Below are 24,753 nucleotides of genomic sequence, written 5' to 3' on the forward strand. Positions count from 1 at the left end.
CGCCGATGATAGTGAACATTCGTTTGTGAAAGTAGGTCATCGTCAGGCTCTTATCCTCAAAACCCCACCAGATTCCCTCTGGTGGGGTTTTGTCTTTGGGCGATCATAAAAAACGATGTACGTGGATCAGCTTCGTTCGAGGTCACGCGCTGGCGGATTCTGAGCCGCTTTTCTACGATGTGGCGCTCAAACCTCATCTCGATTTCTATCCCCGATCTGGCGTCTTTGTGCGGTAAGATTGGCTAAATCTATTCGATGGAGCGGTTATCGTGAGCGATCCCCAGATCCCTACTCAACCCAACAATTCGCTCGACCTGCGTACGCTGACCCACGTCACCTATGGCTTATATGCCCTGGGTTTTGTGACCGGTGGCTTTTTGGGTATAGCGACATTGGCAGCTGTGGTGTTGATGTACCTCAAACGTACTGATGCGGCAGGCACGATGTATGCAGCGCATTTTGATTGGCTGTTACGTACGTTCTGGTGGGCCCTGCTGTGGCTTGCGATCAGCGCGATAGCTACGTTGATTTTTATCGGCTGGCTCGGTGTAGTGGCCACCGTGGTTTGGGTGCTCTATCGCTTGATTAAAGGCTGGTTGGCGCTCATGGAAGGCTCGGTGCCTACCCAGTACAGCTAAATCCTGCCTATGGCCGTCTGCTACGTTCAGGCGGCCAGATTTATTTTGCGCAGGTAAAAATAAAAACGGCTGACCGTGGTCAGCCGTTTTTATTTGGGCTCGCGTCTTGATGCACGCCCGGTGCGGCAAGCCCTGGGCGTATGGGCCGTCATAAACGGCCCACGACAGCAGACGGGGGACGTACTGGGTACGACCCGTTACCTGCTTACTTCAGGTGGGCGTTGACCAGCTTGGTCAATTCGAACATCGTGACTTGATCTTTGCCAAAGATCGGACGCAGCTTGGCGTCAGCGTTGATGTTGCGTTTGTTGCTGGCATCTTGCAGGTTGTGCTTCTTGATGTATTCCCAGATCTTTTTGGTGACCTCGGTGCGCGGCACGGCGTCGGAGCCAATGACTGCAGCCAGCTCGGCGCTGGGAGTCAGGGGCTTCATGAATGCGGCATTCGGCTTGCGTGCGGTCGCGGGTTTGGAGGTTGTAGCCATATTACGGCGCTCCTTCTCTGGCTGTTGGAAAAATTGTCCTGCGGGCGGAGCATAACGTGTCTCTCTCTCAAAGACAAAGCCATTTATGCTCTGTAGCAACTAAAATAGGGGCTTGACCCCCTTCTGTTCAAGGTGCGTAACGTCTCATGTACGCAAGATCAGCACTAGATTCTATCCGTCTATTCCATGACGAGTTGACGGCGATACGCCGGGATTTGCATGCCCACCCGGAATTGGGCTTCGAAGAGGTGCGTACGTCAGGCATCGTGGCGGGCTCATTAGAGGCTCTGGGCATCGAAGTACACCGGGGCATAGGCAAGACAGGGGTTGTGGGCGTTATTCGCGGCAGAAGCTGCGATAGCGGGCGCATGATCGGTCTGCGCGCCGATATGGACGCGCTACCCATGACAGAGGATAACAATTTTGCGTACAAATCCAACAAACCCGGATTGATGCATGGCTGCGGTCACGATGGGCACACCACGATTTTGCTGGGGGCTGCACGCTATCTGGCACAAACGCGCAATTTTGACGGCACCGCCGTATTGATTTTTCAGCCGGCTGAAGAAGGGCGGGGTGGCGCAAAGGCCATGATGGAGGACGGGTTGTTTGATACCTTTCCGTGTGACGCCATCTATGCTCTGCATAATTGGCCGGGTTTAAAACCCGGCACCGTCGGGATCAATCCCGGCCCCATGATGGCGGCGGCGGATCGTTTCGATATCACCATTACGGGGCGTGGCGGCCATGGCGCGCATCCCTACCAGACGATTGACCCTGTCACCATCGCAGGCCATGTGATTACCGCGCTGCAGACGATTGTGTCGCGAAATGTTAATCCGCTGGATTCGGCGGTGCTGTCCATCGGATCGCTGCAGGCAGGGCACCCGGGGGCCATGAGCGTGATTCCCCGCGAAGCCAAATTGGTGGGCACGGTCCGCACGTTCCGCAAATCGGTGCAGGAAATGGTCGAGACGCGGATGCGCGAGCTGGTGAACGCGATCGCCGGCGGTTTTGGGGCGACAGCTGAAATCAATTACCAGCGTATCTATCCCGCGACCCTGAATACGCCGCAGCACGCGAATTTAGTCGCCGATATCGCCACGGATATGATCGGCAAAGAAAACGTGGTGCGCGATCTGGTGCCTTCGATGGGCTCCGAGGATTTTTCGTTCATGCTGCAATCCCGTCCCGGGGCCTATTTCCGCTTGGGCCAGGGCGGAGCCGAATCCGGCTGCGTGCTGCATAATTCCCACTTCGACTTCAATGATGCTGTGATTCCGCTGGGTAGCGCGATGTTTTGCGCCTTGGCCGAGCGTGGCATGCCTTTGGCTGAATAAGCCAGGTTGCTCTCATGTCTGATCAAAACATTACTCAACTTACGATTACCCGTCCCGACGACTGGCATTTGCATTTGCGCGATGGTGCGGCATTGCAGGCCGTGGTGGGCGATACGGCGCGCCAGTTTGCGCGCGCCATCATCATGCCTAATCTGCGTCCGCCTGTGACGACGACCGAACAGGCATTGGCGTATCGCCAACGGATCGAGGACGCCTTGCGGCAGCAGGAAAATGTCCCGGCTTTTACGCCTTTGATGACGCTGTACCTGACGGACAATACGACGGCCGATGAGATCATGCGCGCGCATACGTCCGGCCAGGTGTACGCGGTCAAGCTTTATCCGGCCGGGGCGACCACGAACTCCGACGCCGGGGTGACGGATCTGCTGGGCAAATGCAGCAAGGCACTGCAAGCGTTGGAACGTTGCGGCATGCCTTTGCTGGTGCATGGCGAAGTCACCGACCCGGATATTGACGTGTTCGACCGCGAGGCCGTGTTTATCGATCGCGTGATGCGTCCGCTGCGCAAAGCCTATCCCGGCCTGAAGGTGGTGTTCGAACACATCACGACCAAGGACGGTGCAGAGTATGTGCGTGATGCCGAGGGGCCGACAGCCGCGACGATCACGCCGCAGCACATGCTGTACAACCGGAACGCGATTTTCCAGGGCGGCGTGCGGCCGCACTGGTATTGCCTGCCTATCCTGAAGCGAGAGGTGCATCGCCAGGCGCTGGTCGATGCCGCCACGAGCGGCAGCCCGCGCTTTTTCCTGGGCACGGACAGCGCTCCGCACGCTCGCGGATTGAAAGAGCATGCCTGTGGCTGTGCGGGTTGCTATACGGCACTGCACGCCATGGAACTCTACGCCACGGCATTCGAGCGCGCCGGGCGCCTGGATCGTCTGGAGGGTTTCGCCAGTTTTCACGGACCGGATTTTTACGGCCTGCCACGCAACACCGATACGCTGACGTTGCGGCGCGAGTCGTTCTCGATTCCCGCTGAGTTGCCGTTTGGCGATACCTCGTTGGTCCCCTTGGCGGCCGGCGAATCACTGGATTGGCGTGTGGCTTGAGAGCTTCTGGCGGTGATGCCCCATCGCCTGATGGGCTGGATCGGCATGGAATTGTGCTGCACCTTGGCGAGGTGTGAACTCCTCGCCAAGGTGCCCGTCCAGGTGGCAGGGTTGCCAGTTGCAGTCTATTGATTAGCTGTCGCCGCGCCGAGCCTCCAGCAATTCCCAGCGGGCGAATTTTTCTTCCAGTTCTTTGTCCAGGGCCGCGAGTTCGGTATTGATGCGTTCGACTTCATCAGGCGCATCGCGGTAGAGTGTACCGTCCGCCAAACGAGCGGATAGGTCTTCCTGGCGCGCTTCGATTTTGGCGATCGCGTCGGGTAATCCTTCGAGTTCGCGTTGTTCCCACGAACTGAGCTTGGCTACGCGGGTGGCCTTGGTACGCAGGGCCGCTGTCCCAGTGTCCGAGTTGTTCGTGGCTGTGGTGTTCGCGCCGCTGGCGGCCGCGCGCGCGGGTTTTTCCTGCTGGGCTGCAGGAGCGGCCGAAGCCGGACGTTGAGCGACCCAGTCGTCGTAGCCACCGACATAATCACGCCATTTGCCTTCTCCTTCGTAGGCAATGGTTTGTGTCACCACATTATTAAGAAAGGCACGATCGTGGCTGACGAGCAGGACGGTGCCGGTGTATTCCTGCAGGAGCTCTTCCAGCAGTTCCAGGGTCTCGATATCCAGATCGTTGGTGGGTTCGTCCAGTACCAGTACGTTCGCGGGGCGGGCAAACAGGCGCGCCAATAACAAACGTGCACGCTCGCCGCCGGACAGGCTGCTGACTGGCGAACCCGCCCGTGCAGGCGAAAACAGAAAATCGCCCAGATAGCTCATGACGTGTTTGCGGGTGCCGCCGATTTCTACCCACTCGCTGCCTGGGTTGATGATGTCGACCAGGCTCGCGCTTTCGTCGAGTTGTGCTCGCATCTGATCAAAGTAGGCGACCGACACGTTGGTACCGAGGCGGACGTTGCCGGTGTCTGGCGCCAGTTCGCCCAGCATGATTTTCAATAGCGTGGTTTTACCGGCGCCGTTGGGACCAATGATGCCGATGCGGTCGCCGCGCATGAGCGTCGTGCTGTAGTCTTGGATCACCACTCGGTCGCCAAAGCTTTTGGAGACATTGTCCAGCTCGGCGACGAGCTTGCCCGAGCGCTGGCCTTCGGCGATGGCCAGGCTCACATTCCCCAAACGATCGCGACGTTCGGAGCGCTCGACTCGCAGCTGCTCCAGACGCCGCACGCGGCCTTCGTTACGGGTGCGGCGGGCCTCGACGCCTTTGCGAATCCAGACTTCTTCTTGAGCGAGCAGTTTGTCGAACCGGGCGTTTTCCAGGCGTTCGGACTCCAGCCACTGTGCCTTGCGCTCCTGCCATTGTGAAAAGTTGCCGGGAAAGCTCAGCAGCTTGCCGCGGTCCAGTTCGACGATGCGCGTGGCAATCGCATCCAGAAAGCGCCGATCGTGGGTGATGATGACGGCCGCACCGCGCCAAGTGCGAAGCAGTTCCTCAAGCCACGCAATGCCGGTGAAGTCGAGATGGTTGGTAGGCTCGTCGAGCAGCAGGAGGTCAGGCTCGTCAGCCAGCGCGCGCGCCAACGCGACACGTTTGCGTGTGCCGCCGGACAAGCCGGCAATGCGCGCGTCGCCAGGCAGGCCGAGCCGTTCCAGCAAGGCTTGGACGCGCGATGGCCGCTGCCAGTCTTCGTGATCATCGTCGCGATTAAAGACCACGTCGTATACCGATGCGTCTTCGTCGAGATCGGGTTCCTGCTCGACGGTGGCGACTTTCAGGCCGGAATTGCGGGCGATGTCGCCATCGTCAGGCACGTTGCGCCCATCCAGCAGGCGCAATAGTGAGCTCTTGCCGGCACCGTTGCGGCCGATCAATCCGATACGTTCGCCTTCCTGGATGACGAAATCAGCGTGGTCCAGCAACGGGTGGTGGCCGTACGCGAGTTGTACGTCCGTCAAGGTAATCAAAGTGTTGTTGGCCATGAAATAGACAAAGTGCGGTGATTTGCTGCGATATCGCTATTGTCGCAGGTCGCGCGCTTTGCGTTCCGTATAGCGTCCGACTCAGCCTATCTAAATAGGGACCGAGTTGCTGCGCCGGCTTACCGTACAATGGCGTCCGCAAGGCAGGTCGGGCAATCGCGGTGGGTGCGAATCCATCGAGGAAGGTCCGGACTCCACAGAGCAGGATAGCGGCTAACGGCCGTCCAGCCGCCGCCGGACTCACGTCCGGCCGGTGGTTGAGGAATAGGGCCACAGAGACGAGTCTGCGGCGCGGGCGCGCTTTGGCGCGCACCGGTACGGCCATCTCCGTACTGCGTTCATCGGCGACGATGGGCGGCGTGGCAGGGTGAAACGCGGCAACCTCTATCCGGAGCAACACCAAATAGGCATGTGCACGGCTTTCGGGCCTGAAGGGCGGCTCGCTCTAGCATGCGGGTAGGTGGCTACAGCGGCTCAGCAATGGTCCGCGCAGAGGAATGATTGCCCGCCGAGGTGACTCGGCGTACAGAATCCGGCCTATAGACCTGTCTTGCAGCTGAATACCATCAACGGGGCGGTTTTGCTGCGGCAAGACCGAACGTAAAACATTGAAAGGGCGCTCTATTTGTCCCACTCCTGACTAAGGACTTTTAATTGTTACCGCAACCTCCTGATTTATCAGGGGGTTTTTATTTTTGCCATTTCAAAAACTGTTCTAAGTCCTTGTTGTGATTGAAAAAATTGCAACCGTCCGCTTGACCCGCTTTGTCCATTACCGTAGAGTGGGAAAAAGTAGGAATTTGTGCAATTAAGTGGGGTGAATGTGGTGTTTCAGGGAAGCAGCGCGCTGACGCTCGATGCCAAGGGACGGATCTCGATTCCGACCCGGCATCGTGACGCGCTCGTTGCGCAGGCCGAAGGCCGGCTGACCCTGACCCGCCACCCCGATGGCTGCTTGTTGGTGTATCCGCGGCAAGAGTGGGAAAAAAAGCGCGATCAGATCGCTGCGTTCCCCATGTCGGCGCGCGCACTGCAGCGGCTGTTGTTGGGCAACGCTCAGGACGTCGAGATGGACGGTTCCGGTCGTGTGCTCATCGCGCCTGAACTGCGCAACGCTTCCGGTATGACGCGCGATGTGATGCTGCTCGGTATGGGCGCGCACTTCGAGCTCTGGGATGCCGCTTCCCTGGCCCGCCGCGAGGCGGAGGACCTAGCTCAGGGGATGCCGGACGTGTTGAACCAGTTTTCGTTCTGAAACCGAGTATGGAATTCGAACATCGGCCCGTGCTGCTGGCGCCGACGGTGGATGCGTTATTGCAGGCCAATTTTGGCGGCAAGGGCGCGGCACGGTCAGGCCAGGCGGATGACGCGCAGGCCGAAGCACAAGCTCACGCGCGCGTACTGCGTGGCGTGTTTGTCGACGGCACCTTCGGGCGCGGTGGGCATAGCAGTGAGTTGTTGAGCCGTCTGGGACCTGAGGCCCGGTTGGTGGTGTTCGACAAGGACCCTCAGGCGATTGCGGTGGCCACGGAGTTGGCGGCGCGCGATCGGCGAGTGACGGTTGTGCATGATGGTTTTGCCACCATGCGCGAGGCGTTGGCAGGACTCGGCATCGAGCATATCGATGGCGTGATGTTGGATCTTGGGGTGTCTTCACCTCAATTGGATGATGCCGGACGAGGTTTTTCGTTTATGCGCGAAGGCCCGCTCGACATGCGTATGGATACGACCCGTGGCCCAACGGTTGCGGATTGGCTGGCAGATGCCAGCGTGGATGAGATGCGGGAGGTCATAGCAGATTATGGCGAAGAACGGTTTGCTTTTCAGGTTGCAAAGGCGATTGCTGCTCGCCGCGCAACACGGCCGCTGCGCACCACGCTCGAGCTTGCCGAGTGCGTCGCCAGCGCCGTCAGGACGCGCGAAAAAGGCCAGCACCCGGCCACTCGCACCTTTCAGGCTTTACGGATTTACATCAATCGGGAACTCGAAGAGCTCGCGCGCGCCCTCGCGTCAGCTCTAGAACTGCTTGCCCCAGGGGGGAGGTTGGCGGTGATCAGCTTTCATTCGCTCGAAGACCGCATGGTCAAACAGTGCATCGCGGCGGCAGCCAAGCCTGCTGTCGCGCATGCACGTCTGCCGTTGCGAGAGAGCGAATTGCCCCAGCCGCTGGTGCGTTCGTTGGGGCGGGTGCTTGCCAGCGATGACGAGATCGCTGGCAATGCCCGGTCGCGTTCGGCGGTGTTGCGAGTTGCCGAGCGTACCAGCACACCCCTGGATGCCGATGCGGCCACATTTGTGCCGGCCATGCGTGTGCCGGGCGAATCGCCTGCCGCCAGGCGCGGCGCCAAACGGAGGCCGCGCTAATGGCACGCTTGAGCCTCATCGTTTCTATATTGTTGATGCTGTCGGCCATCTCGCTGGTCACCAGCCGGTATCAATCGCGCCAACTCTTTATTGAATTAGAGCGCGGCAATACGCTGTCCAATACGTTGGACACGGATTGGCGGCGCCTGCAACTGGAGCGCGCCGAGCTGGCGCGCAACGCACGGATCGATCATGCGGCGCGCCAGGATCTGAAGATGATCCCCATCGTGCCTGACCGCACCATCTATTTGAATCAAGCGCCGATTCCGGCTCCGGCTGTCGGAGGTGTGCAATGAAGCGCGTGCCGTTCTTCGACAATCCCATGCTGCGTGGGCAACTGCCTACCTGGCGTGCTCGGCTGGTTCTCGTGCTGTTGCTGGCAGCTTTTGTGGTGTTGGCAGGGCGCGCGCTGTATTTGCAAGGCCTGTCTACCGAGTTTTTGCAGCAGCAGGGTGAGCGCCGCTACGAGCGTACGCTGACGCTGGCCGCGACGCGTGGCAAGATTCTCGACCGTAATGGCGTGGTGTTGGCTTCCAGCGTGCCGGCGCGCGCCATCTGGGCGATTCCCGAGGATGCAAAGCCCGCGACAGCCGAGCAGCTTTCCAATCTGGCCAAGCTGCTGGGCCTGTCGGTTGCCGATCTACGTGGCCGCTTGGCGGACGTGGACCGCAATTTCGTCTATCTCAAACGGCAAGTCCCCACGGAAATCGCCGACCAGATCAAAAAACTCGAAGTCCCGGGTATTCACCAGCAAGCCGAGACGCGGCGCTATTACCCGGATGGCGAGGTCACAGCCCACTTGGTGGGCTTTACCAGTGTTGAGGACTCGGGGCAGGAAGGCGTCGAACTGACATTCGACAAGTTGCTGTCGGGCACGCCAGGCAGCCGCCGCGTGATCAAAGACCGGCTGGGCCGCGTCATCGAAGACGTCCAGGCGGTGACAGCGCCGGTCAATGGGCGCGATCTGAGCCTGTCGATCGACACCCGCCTGCAATATCTGGTGTTCCGCGAGTTGGGCGAGGCGGTGAAAAAGCACCAGGCCTCTGCGGCCAGCGCCATCATTATGGATGTGCGTACGGGCGAGATTCTGGCGCTGGCCAGTCTGCCGACGTTCGACCCGAATGACCGCGAAAGCTTTCAGACCCCCAATCTGCGTAACAGGGCCATTACCGACACGTTCGAGCCTGGCTCGATCATGAAGCCCTTCACCGCGGCCTTGGCGCTGGATCTGGGGCGTATCAATACCAAAACGCAGTTCGACACGGGCAATGGTGCATTCCGCTATCAAGGCAGCACGATTCATGATGTGAGCCGCAATGGCATGCTGAACGTGGCGGGGGTGCTGCGTCGTTCCAGCAATATCGGAATGACGATGATCTCGGAAAAGCTGCAGTCGCGCGAGATGTGGGAACGCTTTACCGAATTGGGCTTTGGCCGTGTACCGCAACTGGGTTTCCCTGGGGCTGCGCCCGGGCGTCTGCGTCCCTGGGACCGTTGGCGTTTGATTGAAAAAGCCACCATGGCCTATGGGTATGGTTTGTCCGTGTCCTTGTTGCAGGTGGCGCGCGCCTATACGGTTTTCGCGCGTAATGGCGATATGGTGACGCCCACCTTGATCAAGCGGGATAGCGATCCGACCAGCGTGAAAGTCTATAGCCCCGAGGTGGCGCAACTGGTGCGCAGCATGCTCGAGGCAGCGGCAGGCCCCGAGGGCACCAAAGCTGCCCAGGTACAGGGCTATCGGGTCGCCGGCAAGAGCGGTACGGCACGCAAGATCGTGGATGGTAAATACAGTACCCAACGCTATCGCAGTTCGTTTGTCGGGTTCGCCCCGGTGTCGAATCCGCGGATTGTCGTGGCCGTGTCCATTGACGAACCCAAGGTCGGCGGTTACTACGGTGGCGCGGTGGCGGCACCTGTGTTCTCCACGATCGTGGGCGGCAGCCTGCGCATGATGGGCGTGCAGCCCGATGCGCCGTTCGAATCGACCATTGTGGCCGGCGTACAGGAGAAGGCGCGATGACCGCCGCTCGTCAATTGTCCGCTGCTGCCCAGGCATTGGTCTGGCTGCGCGCGCATGCGGCGGCGGACGCCGATTTGCGTCTGGATTCCCGCGAGATCGCAGCGGGCGATGTGTTCGTGGCCTGCCCGGGCGGCTCGGCGGATGGCCGGGATTACATTGCACGGGCTTTGGAGCAAGGCGCTTCGGCGGTGTTGTGCGAAGCACCCGCGCCGGCTGGCGCTCAGAATGATGCCCGGGTACATGCTGTGCCGGCGTTGCGCACCTGGCTCGGCGAACTCGCCGACCAGTGGTATGGGCAGCCTTCGGCGGCCTTGAGCGTGGTGGCGATTACCGGCACCAACGGCAAGACCTCCTGCGTGCAATGGATTTCGCAGGCGTTGACAGCCGCAGGCAAACCCTGCGGCAGCATTGGCACGCTGGGTGCGTTGCTGCCGGATTGGCAGTCGCTGGGCGGCAGCTTGACGACGCCGGACGTATTGACGGTGCATCGCATCTTGGCGTTGATGCGTGAGGCGGGAGCCCAGGCGGTCGCGCTCGAAGCGTCGTCAATCGGCCTTGAGCAGGGGCGGTTGGACGGCGTGCGTATCGAAATCGCTGGCTTTACCAACCTGACCCGCGATCACCTGGACTACCACGGCTCGATGGACAGCTACGAGCAGGCCAAGGCACGGTTATTCCGTTGGCCTGGGCTGGCCGCAGCCATCATCAACGCCGATGACGCCGCGGGCGAGCGGTTGTTGCAATCGTTGCCCGATACCTTGGCATTGGGATATACCCAGCAGGATACGCCCGCTGCGTTTCAGGTCCGAGACCTGCAGGCGACGGCGCATGGCCAGGTCTTTACCTTGGTGTCGCCGGATGGTGAAGCGCAGATAGTGACGTCGCTTTTAGGGCGTCACAACGTCTCGAACCTGTTGTTGGTCGCCGGCGTGTTGTCCAAGCTCGGGTGGCCGCTGACGCAGATTGCGCGTGCATTGTCCGAGACGCGACCGGTGGACGGGCGTTTGCAGGTGGTGGAGCCTTTGACACTGAATGCGGGGACTGCTGCAGGCCGTGGCCCTCTCGTGGTGGTGGATTACTCTCACACCCCGGACTCGTTGGCGCGTGCCTTGACTGCGTTGCGGCCCATCGCGGATGCGCGAGGAGGCCGGTTGGTGTGTCTGTTCGGATGCGGTGGAGAACGCGACGCCGGCAAGCGCCCGGAAATGGGGCGTATTGCCGCCGACCTGGCCGACAAGATCACGGTGTCCAGCGACAATCCGCGTGGCGAGGATCCTGCCTCCATCATTGCGCAGATCCTGCCCGGTATTCCGCGCGGCGCTCGGCTCACCGTCGAGGCAGATCGCGCGAGCGCGATCATGCAGACGATCTGGGCGTCCGAGCCCAATGATGTGATTTTGCTGGCGGGCAAGGGGCACGAGACATACCAGGAAGTCGCAGGCGTCAAGTTGCCTTTCGACGATCGCGAATGGGCAAAGCTGGCTTTGCTGCTGCCGCATGCGGCAGCCTTGTCTACCGATACGCGAAAGGTGGGTGCCGATGAGGTGTTCCTGGCGCTGGCGGGCGAGAATTTCGACGGTCACGACTACCTGTCGCAGGCGCAGCAGGCGGGGGCTTGCGCGGCCGTGGTGGCGCATCCGGTCGCTGACGTATCGTTGCCGCAACTGGTCTTGGGAGACACCCGTGTCGCGTTGATGCGTATCGGTGCTGCATGGCGTGCGCGATTCGCGCTGCCGGTGATCGGGGTGGCGGGCAGCAACGGCAAGACCACGACGAAAGAAATGGTCTCTGCGATTCTGGCCGATTGGCTGGGCGAAGCAGGCCGTCTGGCGACAGCGGGCAACTTTAATAATGACATTGGTGTGCCGCTGACGCTGTTGCGTCTGCGCGCACAGCATCGTGCTGCGGTATTTGAGCTGGGCATGAACCATCCCGGCGAGATCGCGGTATTGGCCGCCATGGCGGCGCCCTCGGTCGTATTGATCACGAATGCGCAGCGCGAGCATCAGGAATTCATGCACTCGGTCGAGGCCGTGGCGCAAGAAAACGGCGCGGCTATCGAGGCGCTGCCGGATGATGGCGTCGCCGTATTCCCGGGAGATGACGCGCACTGCGGTGTGTGGGAAGCCCAGGCCGCAGCGCGGCGCGTATTGCGGTTCGGCCTGCAACCTGGATTGGATGTTTATGCCGAGAACCTGACGGCGACCGAGCAGGGCACGCGCTGCCACGTCGTGACGCCAGCGGGGTCTGCAGATCTGGTGCTGCCGGTCCCAGGCCTGCATAACGTACGCAATGCGTTGGCTGCTATCGCTGCAACGTTGGCAGCCGGTGCGCCGCTAGCCGCAGCCGTGCGGGCACTGGAGTCGTTCAACGCCGTGGCGGGCCGGATGCAACGCAAGGTCCTGCCCGACGGGACGACCCTGATCGACGATACCTATAACGCGAATCCGGATTCGGTACGTGCAGCGGTAGACGTGTTGGCGCAATTGCCCGGTCCGCGCGCCCTGGTGTTGGGCGATATGGGCGAGGTGGGCGATAACGGCCCGGCGATGCATCGCGAAGTGGGTGAGTATGCCCGTGAGCATGGTATCGACGCGCTGTATACGCTGGGAGAGGCCAGTCGCGATGCGGCGGCCGCGTTTGGCGATGGGGCCGTATCTTGCGAGTCTGTCGAGGCCATTGTGGCGGCGCTGCAAAGCATGCGTCCGGCGAGTTTATTAGTGAAAGGTTCGCGCTTTATGCGCATGGAGCGGGTGGTGAAGGTGCTGTCTACCGACAATAACAACAATATGACGGCTGCGCGCCAAGGAGGCTCTCATGCTGCTTGAAATCGCTCGTTGGCTGTCTGACGATGTGCGCGTTATCGGCGTGCTGGAATACATCACCATGCGCGCCGTGCTGGCATGCGCCACGGCCTTGTTGATCGGTCTGGTGGCCGGACCCCGCGTGATTCGCAAATTGACCGAGATGAAGATCGGCCAGGCAGTACGTGCCTATGGTCCGGAGTCGCATTTGGTCAAGAACGGCACGCCCACGATGGGTGGAGCGCTGATCCTGATTTCCATCGCCATCAGCACACTGTTGTGGGCAGACTGGACCAACCGTTTCGTCTGGGTCGTGTTGCTGGTGACATTCGGATTCGGCTGGATAGGGTGGATGGACGACTACCGAAAAGTCGTGCATCGCGATCCTGAAGGTATGCCGGCCCGGCAAAAATTCTTTTGGCAAGCCACCATCGGTCTGGTGGCTGCTGTGTATCTGGCGTTTGCGGTGTCGGCGCCGGCCAATGCCGAACTGTGGCCTTTGTTCAAGGCATGGGTGGGCAGCGGTTTCACCATGCCGTTGCCGACGCGGGCCGATTTGATCGTGCCGTTCTTTAAATCCGTCAGCTATCCGTTGGGCGTGCTGGGCTTCGTGGTCCTGACATGGGCCGTGATTGTGGGCACGAGCAATGCGGTGAACCTGACCGATGGCCTGGATGGCCTGGCCATCATGCCCACAGTCATGGTCGGCAGTGCGCTGGGGATTTTTGCTTACGTGGTGGGTCGCGTCGACTTCTCCAAATATTTGTTGTTCCCCTATATCCCGGGGGCGGCCGAGTTGATGGTGTTGTGTGCAGCGATCGGCGGGGCCGGGTTGGCGTTCCTGTGGTTCAACGCTTATCCGGCGCAGGTTTTCATGGGCGACGTGGGTGCTCTGGCACTCGGCGGCGCGCTCGGCACGATTGCGGTGATCGTGCGTCAGGAAATTGTGTTGTTCATCATGGGCGGCGTATTTGTGGTGGAAACCCTATCCGTGATGATGCAGGTGACCTGGTTCAAGTACACCAAGCGCAAATATGGGCAGGGGCGGCGGATTTTTCGCATGGCGCCGCTGCATCACCATTTTGAAGTCGGCGGCTGGAAGGAAACCCAGGTCGTCGTACGGTTTTGGATCATCAGCATGATGCTGGTGCTGATCGGCCTTTCTACCCTGAAGTTGCGATGAATAGTCCTGACACCCTCCGCGCGGAGTCGCCGCTTGTCCTGATCCTCGGATTGGGCGAGACGGGCGTGGCCGCCGCTCGCTGGTGCGCCCGCCAAGGGGCGGCGCTGCGAGTGGCCGACACGCGTGCCGAGCCGGGCGGATTGGCCGCGTTGAAATCTGCTTTGGCTGAAACCGGATCGGACGTGGATTACCGTCTGGGTTGTGGGGATGTCTTTGAACCGGCACTGCTCGATGACGTGTCGCAGCTGGTGCTCAGCCCAGGCTTGGCGCCCAATCAAGCGCCTGCGCAGGCGTTGTTGCAACTGGCGGCTGAGCGCGGTATTGAGGTCGTCGGTGAAATCGAGCTGTTTGCCAGGGCGTTGGCCGAGTTGGCGGCATCTCAGGATTATCGCCCTCACGTGTTGGCCGTGACCGGCACCAATGGCAAGACCACAGTGACGGCGATGACGCGGCAACTGGTTGAGGCCGGCGGCTTCAGCGCGCGTGCTGCGGGCAACATCAGCCCGGCCGCACTGGCTGCGCTGATGGAAGCGCTCGACGAGGACGATCTGCCTCAGGTGTGGGTGTTGGAGCTGTCCAGTTTCCAACTGGAAACGACGCAGAGTCTGTCACCCGATGCCGCAACCGTACTGAATGTGACGCAGGACCATCTGGATTGGCACGGCGATATCGAAACCTATGCCCAAGCCAAAGCCCGGTTGCTGAAACTTGCGCGCGTGTCCGTCGTGAACCGTGATGACCCGCGGGTCGCTGCAATGGTGCAAGCATTGCCGGATTTGAATGTGCGCTCGTTCGGTCGCGACATGCCCGAATTGATCGGTGATATGGGTATGGAGCTGGGCCAAGGCATGGCGTGGCTCGTGGCCTGCGAATCCACAGACTTTGATGAGCCGGCACCGCCGGTCAAGCGCAAGAAAAACGCGCCGCCTCCGCAGCGGGAGACCGGGCGCATCAGCCGGTTGATGCCGCTGGACGCGTTGCGTATCCGTGGGCTGCACAATGGTTTGAACGCGTTGGCGGCTTTGCAGTTGGCCCGCGTGCTGAATATTGGCTGGGGCCCCATGTTGCGCGCGTTGCGTGAATACACGGGCGAGCCGCATCGTGCGGCGTTCGTGCGGTCGGTCAATGGCGTGGATTACATCAACGACAGCAAGGGCACCAATGTTGGCGCTACTGTCGCTGCATTGGAAGGACTGGGCCAGCCCGTTGTCCTGATTGCGGGCGGATTGGGCAAAGGCCAGGATTTCTCGCCATTGTCTCCCGTCGTGGNGCGTTATGCGCGCGCCGTGGTGTTGATCGGCACTGACGGCCCCGAGATTGGGCGCGTGCTGGCCGAGACTGGTGTGCCGTGCGTCTCAGCAAAAGATATGCGTGAGGCAGTTCGCCGCAGCGCCGAGCTGGCCGAGCCTGGCGATGCCGTGCTGTTGTCTCCGGCTTGCGCCAGTATGGACATGTTCCGCAACTACCCGCATCGCGGTGCGGTGTTCGCCGAAGAGGTCGAAGACCTCGCGCGCGATCACGGAGAGGTGTGAGATGAGTCTATTCGCCGAGCTCACGACCAGCCTGAACGCCGTCCGCCCGGGACGCACGCGCATGCGCAATTACGATGCGCCGCTGGTGCTGGCGTCCGTGACGCTGCTGTTGCTCGGCCTGTTGATGGTCTATTCGGCGTCGATCGCCTTGGCCGACGGGCCTCGCTATGCCTCATATGGGCGGTTCTATTTTGTGATCCGCCATGGTTTGTTCCTCGCGGCCGGCCTGATCGCAGGCGCTGTCGCGTTGTCGATGCCCATCCGATTCTGGCAGCGCATGGCGGTGCCGGGATTCATGGTCGCGTTGGCCTTGCTGCTCGCCGTGCTGATTCCGGGTATCGGCCGTGAAGTCAACGGCGCGCATCGCTGGATTCCGCTAGGCCCGTTGAATTTTCAACCGTCGGAAATGATGAAGCTGTGCGCCTTGCTCTACGCCGCCGATTACACCGTGCGCAAGCAGGAATACATGCAGTCTTTCGTGCGGGGCTTTTTGCCTATGGCGTTTGCCTTAGGTGCAGTGGGCATGCTGTTGTTGCTGGAGCCCGATCTGGGGGCGTTCATCGTGATCGTAGCGATCGCGATCGGCATCCTGTTTGTCGGGGGCATCAACGGTAAATACTTCAGCTGCCTCACGGGCGTGATGGTCGGGACTTTTCTCCTGTTGATCTGGTTGTCGCCGTGGCGGCGCGCGCGTTTGTTTGCCTATCTGGATCCCTGGGACGATGCCAATGCGTACGGCAGCGCCTATCAGTTGTCACACTCGCTGATCGCATTGGGCCGTGGCGAATGGTTTGGTGTCGGCCTGGGTGCCAGCGTAGAGAAATTGCATTACCTGCCGGAGGCGCATACCGACTTCTTGATGGCCGTCGTGGGCGAAGAGCTGGGTTTCGCCGGCGTGTTGCTGGTGTTGTTCCTGTTTGTCGTCATTATTCAGCGCGGTTTTGATATTGGCCGGCAGGCCATCGCCATGGAGCGTACTTTTGCCGGCTTGGTCGCGCAGGGTGTCGCCATCTGGATCGGTGTACAGGCATTCATCAATATGGGCGTCTGCCTGGGGCTGTTGCCGACCAAGGGGCTGACACTGCCGTTGATGAGCTATGGCGGCTCGGGCATTGTGATGAATCTGATTGCGCTGGCCATTTTGCTGCGGGTCGATATTGAAAATCGCATCATGATGCGAGGGGGGCGTGTATGACGGCGCCCACTATCCTGATCATGGCAGGTGGCACGGGCGGACACATCATGCCCGGTTTGGCCGTCGCGCAGATTCTGCGCGAGCGCGGTTGGCGCGTGCTGTGGCTGGGTAATCCTGACAAAATGGAAGGCCGCCTGGTGCCTTCCCGTGGATTTGATCTGGTGCCGATGCGCTTTCAGGGCGTGCGCGGGCGTGGCCTCATGGCACTGCTCAAGTTGCCGTTCCTGTTGGCGCGCGCTTGCATGCAAGCCTGGCAGCGTTTGTCGCAGGTCCGTCCCGATGTGGTGCTGGGCATGGGCGGGTATGTCGCCTTTCCTGGCGGCATGATGGCGTCGTTGCGTGGCATGCCTTTGGTGGTGCATGAGCAAAATGCGGTAGCCGGTACCGCCAATCGATGGCTGGCCAAGCGTGCCCGCCGGGTGTTGAGCGGTTTTCCGAATGTACTGCCGCGTGGGGAAGTCCTCGGGAATCCAGTGCGCCAAGATCTGTGCGCACTGCCTGAGCCTGCTGCGCGTTATGGCGAGCGTACCGGGCCGTTGCGAGTTCTGGTCGTGGGAGGCAGTCTCGGGGCACAAGCGCTGAACACCGTGTTGCCGCGCGCGCTGGCCCTGATCGAGCCGCAATCCCGTCCGGAGGTCACGCACCAAGCCGGCGAACAACATCTGCAAGCATTGCGTGACGGTTACGCCCAAGCGGGTGTGCAAGCGGATTGCCGCGATTTTATTGACGACATGTCAGCGGCGATGAGCCAGGCTGACGTGTTGATTTGCCGCGCGGGCGCGATGACGGTGGCCGAGGTCGCGGCCGCCGGTGTGGCGGCGTTGTTTGTGCCGTTTCCGCATGCCATCGATGATCACCAGACTGCCAATGCCCGCTTTTTGAGCGATGTGCAGGCCGCCTGGCTGTGCTCGCAACCCGAACTGACGCCTGAGTGGCTGGCTGAGTGGTTACGCCAGCGCACGCGTCCTGAACTCCAGTCCGTGGCGGAACGGGCGCGTCATCATGCGCGTCCACAAGCTGCGGCAGATATCGCCGATGTCTGCGAACAAGCAGCGAGGCGCGCAACATGAAACACAGAATCCAGCATATTCATTTCGTCGGTATCGGCGGTTCGGGCATGAGCGGCATCGCCGAGGTGCTGCTGAACCTCGGCTATACCATCAGCGGCTCTGATTTGAGCGAGTCGGCGGTCACTCGCCGTCTTGCTTCGTTGGGGGCGGCGGTCGCCCTCGGCCATACGGCCTCTAATGTTGCCGGTGCCGATGCGATCGTGACGTCGACGGCAGTCGCCGGAGACAACCCCGAGGTTATCGCGGCACGCGCCGCAGGGATTCCGGTGGTGCCGCGCGCCATCATGCTGGCTGAACTGATGCGCTTGAAGCGCGGGATTGCTGTGGCGGGCACGCATGGCAAGACGACCACGACGAGCCTGGTTGCCAGCATATTGGCCGCCGGCGACCTGGATCCGACGTTTGTGATTGGTGGCCGCTTGAACTCGGCGGGCGCCAACGCCCGGTTAGGACAAGGCGAGTACATCGTGGTCGAGGCCGACGAATCTGACGCCTCGTTCCTCAATCTGTTGCCGGTCATGGCGATCGTGACCAATATCGATGCCGATCATATGGACACCTATGGTCACGACGTCGCGCGTCTGAAAAGTGCGTTCATCGAATTCACACAACGCCTGCCGTTCTATGGCAGCGCCGTGTTGTGCGCGGATGATGCGAACGTACGCGAGATCATGCCGTTCGTGTCGCGGCCGATTACGACTTACGGGCTGAGCCCCGATGCGCAGGTCCGGGCTGAAAATGTGCAAGCCGATGGCACTCGCATGCGCTTTACCGTGCTGCGTCAGGATCGTGATGTGTCATTGCCGCCCTTGAACGTGGAACTGAATCTGCCGGGCCTGCATAACGTGCGCAATGCGCTGGCTGCCGTGGCGGTCGCGACCGAATTGGGTGTGGACGATCAGGCGATTTGCCAGGCTCTTGCATCGTTTACGGGTGTGGGCCGCCGTTTTACGCAAACGGGTGATTTCGCGGTGCCTGCGGCGCATGGCGGCGGAACGTTCACGGTGATCGACGATTATGGTCATCATCCCGTGGAAATGGCCGCCACATTGGCCGCTGCGCGGGGCGCCTGGCCGGATCGGCGCATCGTCTTGGCTTTCCAGCCGCACCGCTATACCCGTACACGCGATTGCTTCGAAGACTTCGTCCGCGTGCTGGGCAATGCCGATGCGGTATTGCTGACCGAGGTATATGCCGCAGGCGAGCCGCCGCTGGTGGCGGCCGACGGCCGTGCCTTGTCGCGTGCGCTGCGTGTCGCGGGACGCGTGGAACCCCTATTTGTGGAAGACGTATCCGAATTGCCGCAAGCCATTGTGGACTTTGTGCGTGACGGTGACGTTGTGGTGGTCATGGGCGCTGGCTCGATCAGCAAAGTGCCCGGCTTGGTAGGAGAGTTGGCATGAGCCAGACGGCAAAACAGCTCATCGATGTGAAGGCCCTGGGCAAGGTTGGCGTCCTGTATGGAGGCCGATCTGCCGAGCGTGATGTGTCGATCATGTCTGGTCAAGGCGTGCATCAGGCCTTGCAGAGCGCGGGCGTCGATGCGCATCTGTTCGACACGGGCGAACGTTCGCTGGCGGATGTGGCAGCAGCGGGCTTTGATCGCGTATTCATTGCCTTGCACGGCCGCTATGGCGAAGACGGCACCTTGCAGGGGGCGTTGGAATTACTGGGATTGCCCTATACGGGCAGCGGCCCCATGGCGTCCAGCTTGGCCATGGACAAGACCATGACCAAGCGAGTGTGGTTGCAGTATGGCTTGCCCACACCGGCCTTTGAGTCGCTCGACGCGCAATCCGAGTTGCGCACCGTTCCGGATCGTCTCGGTTTGCCGTTGATCCTGAAGCCGCCGCATGAGGGTTCGACCGTCGGTATTACCAAGGTCGTGGGCTATTCCGACATGAAAGAGGCCTATGCGCAGGCAGCACGTTTTGATGACGAGGTCCTGGCCGAGCAATTCATCGTCGGACGCGAGTTGACCGTGGCCGTGTTGGGCACCGGGCGCGCAGCGCACGCTTTGCCAGTGATCGAGATCGTGGCGCCAGGCGGCAACTACGACTACGAGCACAAATACTTTTCCGACGAAACGCAGTATTTTTGCCCCGCCAATTTGCCCGACGAAGTGGCGCGTCATGTTGAGGACATCGCCGAGCGTGCCTATCGCGCGCTGGGTTGCGCCGGCTGGGGGCGTATTGATTTCATGCTGGATGCGAACAACCAGCCATGGTTACTGGAGGCCAATACCTCGCCGGGGATGACCAGCCATTCGCTGGTCCCCATGGCTGCCAAGGCAGTAGGTATGAGTTACGCCGAATTGTGTGTCGCTATTTTGTCCGAGGCTTCGTGCAAGGTGCACAGCCCCGCCCGTCAATCGTAATTTGAATCGGAATCTTCTGTGTGGAACGACGCTCGCACCACCAACCTGATTGCCAACACGCTAGCCGTGCTGGCAGTGGTGGCCATGCTCGCGGCATGCGTAGTGTGGATCGGGCATCGTCCGTACTTTACGTTGTCGGCGCTCGAACTGGAGCCGGCTCCCGACACCGAGTTGCACTACGTATCTGCCGAATCCGTGCGCGCAGTGATAGCCCATCGATTCGACGGGAACTTTTTCACCGTGAATCTGGACGAAGCCCGCGAAGTGTTCGAATCGGTGCCCTGGGTACGTCGCGCATCGATCCGGCGCATCTGGCCTGGAACCTTGCGTGTGCAGATCGAGGAAGAGCAGCCGCTGGCGCTGTGGAACGAAAACCAGATGATCAACACCTGGGGCGAAGCGTTCACAGCCAATACGGGCGAGCTCGACGACGATACGGAATTGCCGCAGTTCTCCGGGCCCGAGGGCACAGAGGGGCTGGTGGTGCAGCGTTACGCCGAATTGGCCCGCTGGTTCGCGCCGCTGGATTTACACGTGCGCGAACTGGACTTGAGCCCGCGTTATGCCTGGAAGGCCACGATGTCCAACGGTTTGGTGCTCGATCTGGGCCGCGATCCGGGTGCCGATGCGCCCGACCCGCATGGCGTGCCCGGCGCGCTGCCGTTCGCGGCTCGTATCCAGCGGTTCGTGCAAGCCTGGCCGGCAGTCATCAGCCGGCTCGAGGGCCGAGGCGTGACACAGGCCGACCTGCGTTATCCCAATGGGTTCGCCCTGGCTCTGGCGCCGCTGCCAGAAGGGCAACCGAAATCGAAATCTTCATCCACATCTTCAAAGAAGCGTTAACGCCATGACCCGTGACATCAAGGACCTCATCGTCGCCCTCGATATCGGCACTAGCAAAGTAGTGGCCGTGGTCGCCGAAATCCTGCCGGAAGGGCGTTTTGAAGTGCTCGGCCTCGGCCAGCACGAATCGCGCGGCATGCGCAAAGGCGTGGTCGTCAATATAGAGACCACCGTCAACTCCATTCAGCGGGCACTCGAAGAGGCCGAACTGATGGCCGACTGCAAAATCCGCGACGTCTATACCGGCATCGCGGGCAGCCACATCCGCAGTTTTAATTCGAGCGGTATGGTGGCAGTCAAAGACAAGGAAGTCACTGCGACCGACGTCGCACGTGTGATCGAGACGGCCAAAGCGGTGAACATCCCCACCGATCAACAAGTGCTGCACGTGTTGACCCAGGAGTTCATCGTCGATGGCCAGGAAGACATCCGCGAACCCATCGGCATGAGCGGTCTGCGCCTCGAGGTCCGCGTGCATATCGTCACTGGTGCCGTCAGTGCGGCACAAAACATCGTCAAGTGCGTGCGCCGCTGCGGCCTCGAAGTACAAGACCTGATTCTGCAGCCGCTGGCCTCCAGCCTGGCCTGCCTGACCGCCGACGAAAAAGAGCTCGGCGTGGTGCTGGTCGATATCGGTGGCGGCACAACGGATGTGGCGATCTATACCGGTGGTGCGATTCGGCACACCGCGGTGCTGCCGATCGCGGGTGACCAGATTACGAACGACATCGCTGCGATGCTGCGCACGCCAACGCCGGATGCCGAAGAAATCAAGCTGCGTTACGGCGTGGCCAAGCAAGTCCTGGCTCGTCCCGACGAATCGGTCGAGGTGCCGGGGCTGGGCGATCGCGGCCCGCGCCAAGTGAAACGCCAGGCATTGGGCGCTGTGATCGAGCCGCGCGTCGAAGAACTGTTTTCGCTGGTGCAACAAGTCGTGCGGGAGTCGGGCTACGAAGACCTCCTGGCTTCGGGCGTGGTGTTGACCGGAGGCTCTGCACAGATGCCCGGCATGATCGAACTGGCCGAGGACGTGTTCCTCAAGCCCGTGCGCGTGGCAACGCCCGAGTACGAAGGCAGCCTGTCCGATGTGATGCGCAATCCGCGTTTCTCGACCGTGATGGGCTTGTTGCAAGAAGCGCGCATGCAGCGTGTGCGTGGCCGCAAAGTCGCTGCACAAACGGGCAACTTCAAGAGCCTGCTGGCTCGTATGAAGGAGTGGTTCATGAATTGATCAAGGGGCAGACCGGGGCCTGCTCCTGGCTTGATCCGTCGCAAGACGGCGCAGGCCGAATAGGGGAGACGCTTCAAACCCGTTGCGGATTATCCGATCGGCGTCGGCTTTGAAGCGATTCACAAAAGAAAGCATAGGTTGTTGGGGAATTTTTGTGATTTGCATATCCAGACTTGTGAGGGAGTCATCATGATGAACTTTGAAATGCTTGAAAACAACGCCAAAGGGACCGTTATCAAGGTCGTGGGTGTTGGGGGTGCAGGCGGCAATGCCGTCGCGCACATGATCCGCAGTGGCGTCAACGGCGTGGATTTCATCTGCGCTAACACCGACGCCCAAGCGCTGGCCGCAACCAACGCGCCGGTGCAGATTCGCCTGGGCCGTACCGGCCTGGGTGCTGGTGCCAAGCCTGAACAAGGCCGCGCATCGGCAGAAACCGCACGCGAAGAAATCCGTTCGGCTTTGAACGGCGCTCACATGGTGTTCATCACTGCCGGTATGGGTGGTGGCACAGGAACGGGTGCCGGTCCGGTGGTGGCGGAAGTCGCCAAAGAGCTGGGCATTCTGACCGTGGGCGTCGTGACCAAGCCCTTTACCTTCGAAGGCAACAAGCGCCTGAAGATGGCTGAAGACGGCATCAACGAGCTGGCCAAGCACGTACATTCTCTCATCGTGGTGCTCAATGAGAACCTCTATGAGCTGATGGACGAGGACGCTACGCAAGAAGATTGCTTCAGGTCCGCCGACGATATTCTGCACAATGCGTGCGCCGGTATCGCCGAGATCATCAACGTCGAAGGCAACGTGAACGTTGACTTCGAAGACGTCAAGACGATCATGGGCGAACAAGGCCAGGCCATGATGGGTACGGCGACCGCCAGCGGTGCCGATCGTGCCCGCGTGGCAGCCGAGCAAGCCATCGCTTGCCCGCTGCTCGAAGGCGTGGACCTGAATGGTGCTCGTGGCGTGTTGGTCAACATCACGGCCAGCCGCACGCTGAAGATGCGCGAAACGCGCGAAATCATGGAAACGATCCGCAGCTACGCTTCGGACGACGCGACCGTGATCTTCGGTACGGCCTACGATGAGTCCATGGTTGACAGCCTGCGCGTGACGGTCGTTGCCACCGGCCTGGGCCGTAGCATTGCTGCACCGAAGCTCGTGCAAAACGTGGCCGAAGGCCTGCGTACCGGTACCGACAACATGCCTGTGATGGGCGGGATGACGGGCCAGCAGGGCGACTACCGCAATCTGGACATGCCCTCGGTAATGCGCAACCCGCGCACCCAGGCATCGGCCCAGGTGCGTGCTCTGGAAAGCTCGGGGATGGATCACTTCGATATCCCGGCATTCCTGCGCAAGCAAGCGGATTGATGTTGCGTTAACCGGGCTGGGGAACTGGCCCGACTCCCTCAGCGCCGGCCCGTTTCCCCTGACGGGCCGGACGCCGGGCGGTGTGCGCTCGAAAGTTTTGTCTTGCTTTCAATACCGTCCGATAGCAGGTGTAATGGGTTCGGTACAGTGGGGCAGATGTGTCGGCAGATGTATCAAAGGCGTGGCGCAGGGCGCCTGCCGGGGTTACAATATGATCTTATGCCGGTGATTTCATTGATTTTTGCCGGCTAGGCTCTAGCACAAATAACTATGTTTCGACAGCGCAGTATTCAGAATCTCGTCCGCACAACAGGCGTAGGCGTCCACTCGGGACGTCGGGTCGAGCTCACTCTGCGTCCTGCCGAAGCCAACACTGGTATCGTCTTTCACCGAGTCGATCTGCCGCAGGTCGTGGATCTGCCCGCGCAGGCTGACGGCGTGGGCGATACCCGCATGGCGTCTGTGCTGCAACAAGGCAACGTCCGTGTTTCTACCGTCGAACACCTGATGTCCGCGCTGGCGGGCCTGGGCATCGACAACCTGCACGTCGATCTCACTGCCGAAGAAGTCCCCATCATGGACGGCAGTGCCGCGACGTTCGTGTATCTGTTGCGCTCGGCTGGCATCGTCGAGCAAAACGCTCCCAAGCAATTCATTCGCGTCAAGAAACCCGTCGAAATCCGCGAGGGTGAGGGCCGCAGCCTGAAATGGGCGCGCCTGGAGCCGCACGAGGGCTTCGCCTTGGCGTTCTCGATTGATTTCCGTCATCCCGCGATCGATTCCACGGCTAATTTCGCCGAGATCGACTTTGCCACGCATTCCTATGTCCGCGAAATCGCTCGCGCGCGGACTTTCGGGTTCGTCAACGAGGTCGAGGCACTGCGTTCGATGGGCCTGGCCCGTGGCGGCAGCCTGGACAACGCCATCGTGATGGACGAATACCGGGTCTTGAACAGCGATGGCCTGCGTTATGACGACGAGTTCGTCAAACACAAAATTCTCGACGCGATCGGCGATTTGTACCTGCTGGGCAAGCCCTTGGTGGCGCGCTACGTCGCCTGCAAATCCGGCCACGGTCTGAATAACCAGCTTGCACGCGCGCTGTTGGCGCAGCGTGATGCATGGGAACTGGTGACTTACGAATCCCAGGCTGCAGCCCCCCAGGCATTCCGCCACGAGTGGAAACTCGCCTGATTATGCGCTGAGCTGTGAGCGGCTCTGCGAGCCGTTTTTCTGCCC

At 60.8% G+C, this 24,753-nt stretch carries 20 protein-coding genes, 1 other RNA gene and 1 pseudogene; 20 read left to right on the forward strand and 2 right to left on the reverse strand.

Features of this window, described 5'->3' with window-relative positions; genetic code table 11:
- The first annotated feature begins 269 nt into the window (after positions 1-269).
- Complete coding sequence (locus ACNA0J_RS16875; RefSeq protein ID WP_094819914.1) at positions 270-638, forward strand: DUF4870 family protein; 369 nt, start codon at positions 270-272, stop codon at positions 636-638.
- A 205-nt stretch (positions 639-843) separates the two neighbouring features.
- Here the strand turns inward: ACNA0J_RS16875 and ACNA0J_RS16880 are convergent, their stop codons facing one another.
- Positions 844-1,122, reverse strand: a complete 279-nt coding sequence (locus ACNA0J_RS16880; protein WP_026641087.1) for an SWIB/MDM2 domain-containing protein — start codon at positions 1,120-1,122, stop codon at positions 844-846.
- A gap of 146 nt (positions 1,123-1,268) precedes the next feature.
- Between ACNA0J_RS16880 and ACNA0J_RS16885 the strand changes: the two genes are divergently transcribed.
- Positions 1,269-2,462, forward strand: coding sequence for a M20 aminoacylase family protein (locus ACNA0J_RS16885; RefSeq protein ID WP_415820025.1), 1,194 nt, complete (start codon positions 1,269-1,271; stop codon positions 2,460-2,462).
- Positions 2,463-2,476: 14 nt separating this feature from the next.
- The gene (gene pyrC, locus ACNA0J_RS16890) at positions 2,477-3,535 is read left to right on the forward strand and encodes a dihydroorotase (RefSeq protein ID WP_415820026.1); all 1,059 of its coding nucleotides are present in this window, start codon (positions 2,477-2,479) and stop codon (positions 3,533-3,535) included.
- Positions 3,536-3,667: 132 nt separating this feature from the next.
- Here the strand turns inward: pyrC and ACNA0J_RS16895 are convergent, their stop codons facing one another.
- The gene (locus ACNA0J_RS16895) at positions 3,668-5,518 is read right to left on the reverse strand and encodes an ATP-binding cassette domain-containing protein (RefSeq protein WP_415820027.1); all 1,851 of its coding nucleotides are present in this window, start codon (positions 5,516-5,518) and stop codon (positions 3,668-3,670) included.
- Between the two features lie 140 nt (positions 5,519-5,658).
- Here ACNA0J_RS16895 and rnpB point away from each other — a divergent pair.
- The 17 genes and pseudogenes from rnpB to lpxC all read left to right on the forward strand — a co-directional run bounded on the left by rnpB (position 5,659) and on the right by lpxC (position 24,708).
- An RNA gene (rnpB, locus tag ACNA0J_RS16900) (RNase P RNA component class A) lies at positions 5,659-6,074 on the forward strand.
- Between the two features lie 270 nt (positions 6,075-6,344).
- A complete protein-coding gene (mraZ, locus tag ACNA0J_RS16905; protein ID WP_415805637.1) occupies positions 6,345-6,773 on the forward strand; it encodes a division/cell wall cluster transcriptional repressor MraZ in 429 nt (142 codons plus the stop codon).
- Between the two features lie 8 nt (positions 6,774-6,781).
- The gene (gene rsmH, locus ACNA0J_RS16910; protein WP_415820028.1) at positions 6,782-7,882 is read left to right on the forward strand and encodes a 16S rRNA (cytosine(1402)-N(4))-methyltransferase RsmH; all 1,101 of its coding nucleotides are present in this window, start codon (positions 6,782-6,784) and stop codon (positions 7,880-7,882) included.
- Positions 7,882-8,178: a cell division protein FtsL gene (gene ftsL, locus ACNA0J_RS16915; RefSeq protein WP_094837318.1), complete on the forward strand. Its 297-nt coding sequence runs from the start codon at positions 7,882-7,884 to the stop codon at positions 8,176-8,178. The genes rsmH and ftsL overlap by 1 nt, the downstream gene beginning before the upstream one ends.
- Positions 8,175-9,905 (forward strand): peptidoglycan D,D-transpeptidase FtsI family protein, encoded by a 1,731-nt coding sequence (locus ACNA0J_RS16920; RefSeq protein ID WP_415820029.1) that lies wholly within the window; start codon positions 8,175-8,177, stop codon positions 9,903-9,905. Before ftsL ends, ACNA0J_RS16920 begins: the two co-directional genes overlap by 4 nt.
- Entirely contained in the window at positions 9,902-12,733 is a 2,832-nt protein-coding gene (gene murF / locus ACNA0J_RS16925; protein WP_415820030.1) for a bifunctional UDP-N-acetylmuramoyl-L-alanyl-D-glutamate--2,6-diaminopimelate ligase MurE/UDP-N-acetylmuramoyl-tripeptide--D-alanyl-D-alanine ligase MurF, read from the forward strand. The genes ACNA0J_RS16920 and murF overlap by 4 nt, the downstream gene beginning before the upstream one ends.
- On the forward strand, positions 12,723-13,892 hold the full coding sequence (gene mraY, locus ACNA0J_RS16930) for a phospho-N-acetylmuramoyl-pentapeptide-transferase (protein WP_094819922.1): 1,170 nt from the start codon (positions 12,723-12,725) through the stop codon (positions 13,890-13,892). Before murF ends, mraY begins: the two co-directional genes overlap by 11 nt.
- The coding region (murD, locus tag ACNA0J_RS16935; RefSeq protein ID WP_415820031.1) for a UDP-N-acetylmuramoyl-L-alanine--D-glutamate ligase at positions 13,889-15,161 on the forward strand (1,273 nt) is incomplete at its 3' end. The genes mraY and murD, both read left to right, overlap by 4 nt.
- A 1-nt stretch (position 15,162) precedes the next feature.
- Positions 15,163-15,424, forward strand: a pseudogene (locus tag ACNA0J_RS16940) (UDP-N-acetylmuramoyl-L-alanine--D-glutamate ligase); the annotation flags it as partial.
- 1 nt (position 15,425) lies between these two features.
- A complete protein-coding gene (gene ftsW / locus ACNA0J_RS16945) occupies positions 15,426-16,619 on the forward strand; it encodes a putative lipid II flippase FtsW (protein ID WP_415820032.1) in 1,194 nt (397 codons plus the stop codon).
- A complete protein-coding gene (gene murG, locus ACNA0J_RS16950; protein ID WP_415820033.1) occupies positions 16,616-17,689 on the forward strand; it encodes an undecaprenyldiphospho-muramoylpentapeptide beta-N-acetylglucosaminyltransferase in 1,074 nt (357 codons plus the stop codon). The genes ftsW and murG overlap by 4 nt, the downstream gene beginning before the upstream one ends.
- Positions 17,686-19,092: a UDP-N-acetylmuramate--L-alanine ligase gene (gene murC, locus ACNA0J_RS16955; protein WP_415820034.1), complete on the forward strand. Its 1,407-nt coding sequence runs from the start codon at positions 17,686-17,688 to the stop codon at positions 19,090-19,092. The genes murG and murC overlap by 4 nt, the downstream gene beginning before the upstream one ends.
- Positions 19,089-20,066 carry a D-alanine--D-alanine ligase gene (locus tag ACNA0J_RS16960; RefSeq protein WP_415820035.1) on the forward strand — a complete coding sequence of 326 codons (978 nt, stop codon included), beginning with the start codon at positions 19,089-19,091 and terminating at the stop codon, positions 20,064-20,066. The genes murC and ACNA0J_RS16960 overlap by 4 nt, the downstream gene beginning before the upstream one ends.
- Positions 20,067-20,084: 18 nt before the next feature.
- Entirely contained in the window at positions 20,085-20,909 is an 825-nt protein-coding gene (locus ACNA0J_RS16965; protein WP_415820036.1) for a cell division protein FtsQ/DivIB, read from the forward strand.
- A 4-nt stretch (positions 20,910-20,913) separates the two neighbouring features.
- Positions 20,914-22,140 carry a cell division protein FtsA gene (gene ftsA, locus ACNA0J_RS16970; protein ID WP_094819929.1) on the forward strand — a complete coding sequence of 409 codons (1,227 nt, stop codon included), beginning with the start codon at positions 20,914-20,916 and terminating at the stop codon, positions 22,138-22,140.
- A gap of 189 nt (positions 22,141-22,329) precedes the next feature.
- Entirely contained in the window at positions 22,330-23,514 is a 1,185-nt protein-coding gene (ftsZ, locus tag ACNA0J_RS16975) for a cell division protein FtsZ (RefSeq protein WP_415820037.1), read from the forward strand.
- Between the two features lie 270 nt (positions 23,515-23,784).
- Entirely contained in the window at positions 23,785-24,708 is a 924-nt protein-coding gene (lpxC, locus tag ACNA0J_RS16980) for a UDP-3-O-acyl-N-acetylglucosamine deacetylase (RefSeq protein WP_094837321.1), read from the forward strand.
- The last annotated feature ends 45 nt before the right edge of the window (positions 24,709-24,753 follow it).

This window comes from Bordetella tumbae (assembly GCF_965139195.1).
Lineage (GTDB): Bacteria > Pseudomonadota > Gammaproteobacteria > Burkholderiales > Burkholderiaceae_B > Bordetella_A > Bordetella_A tumbae.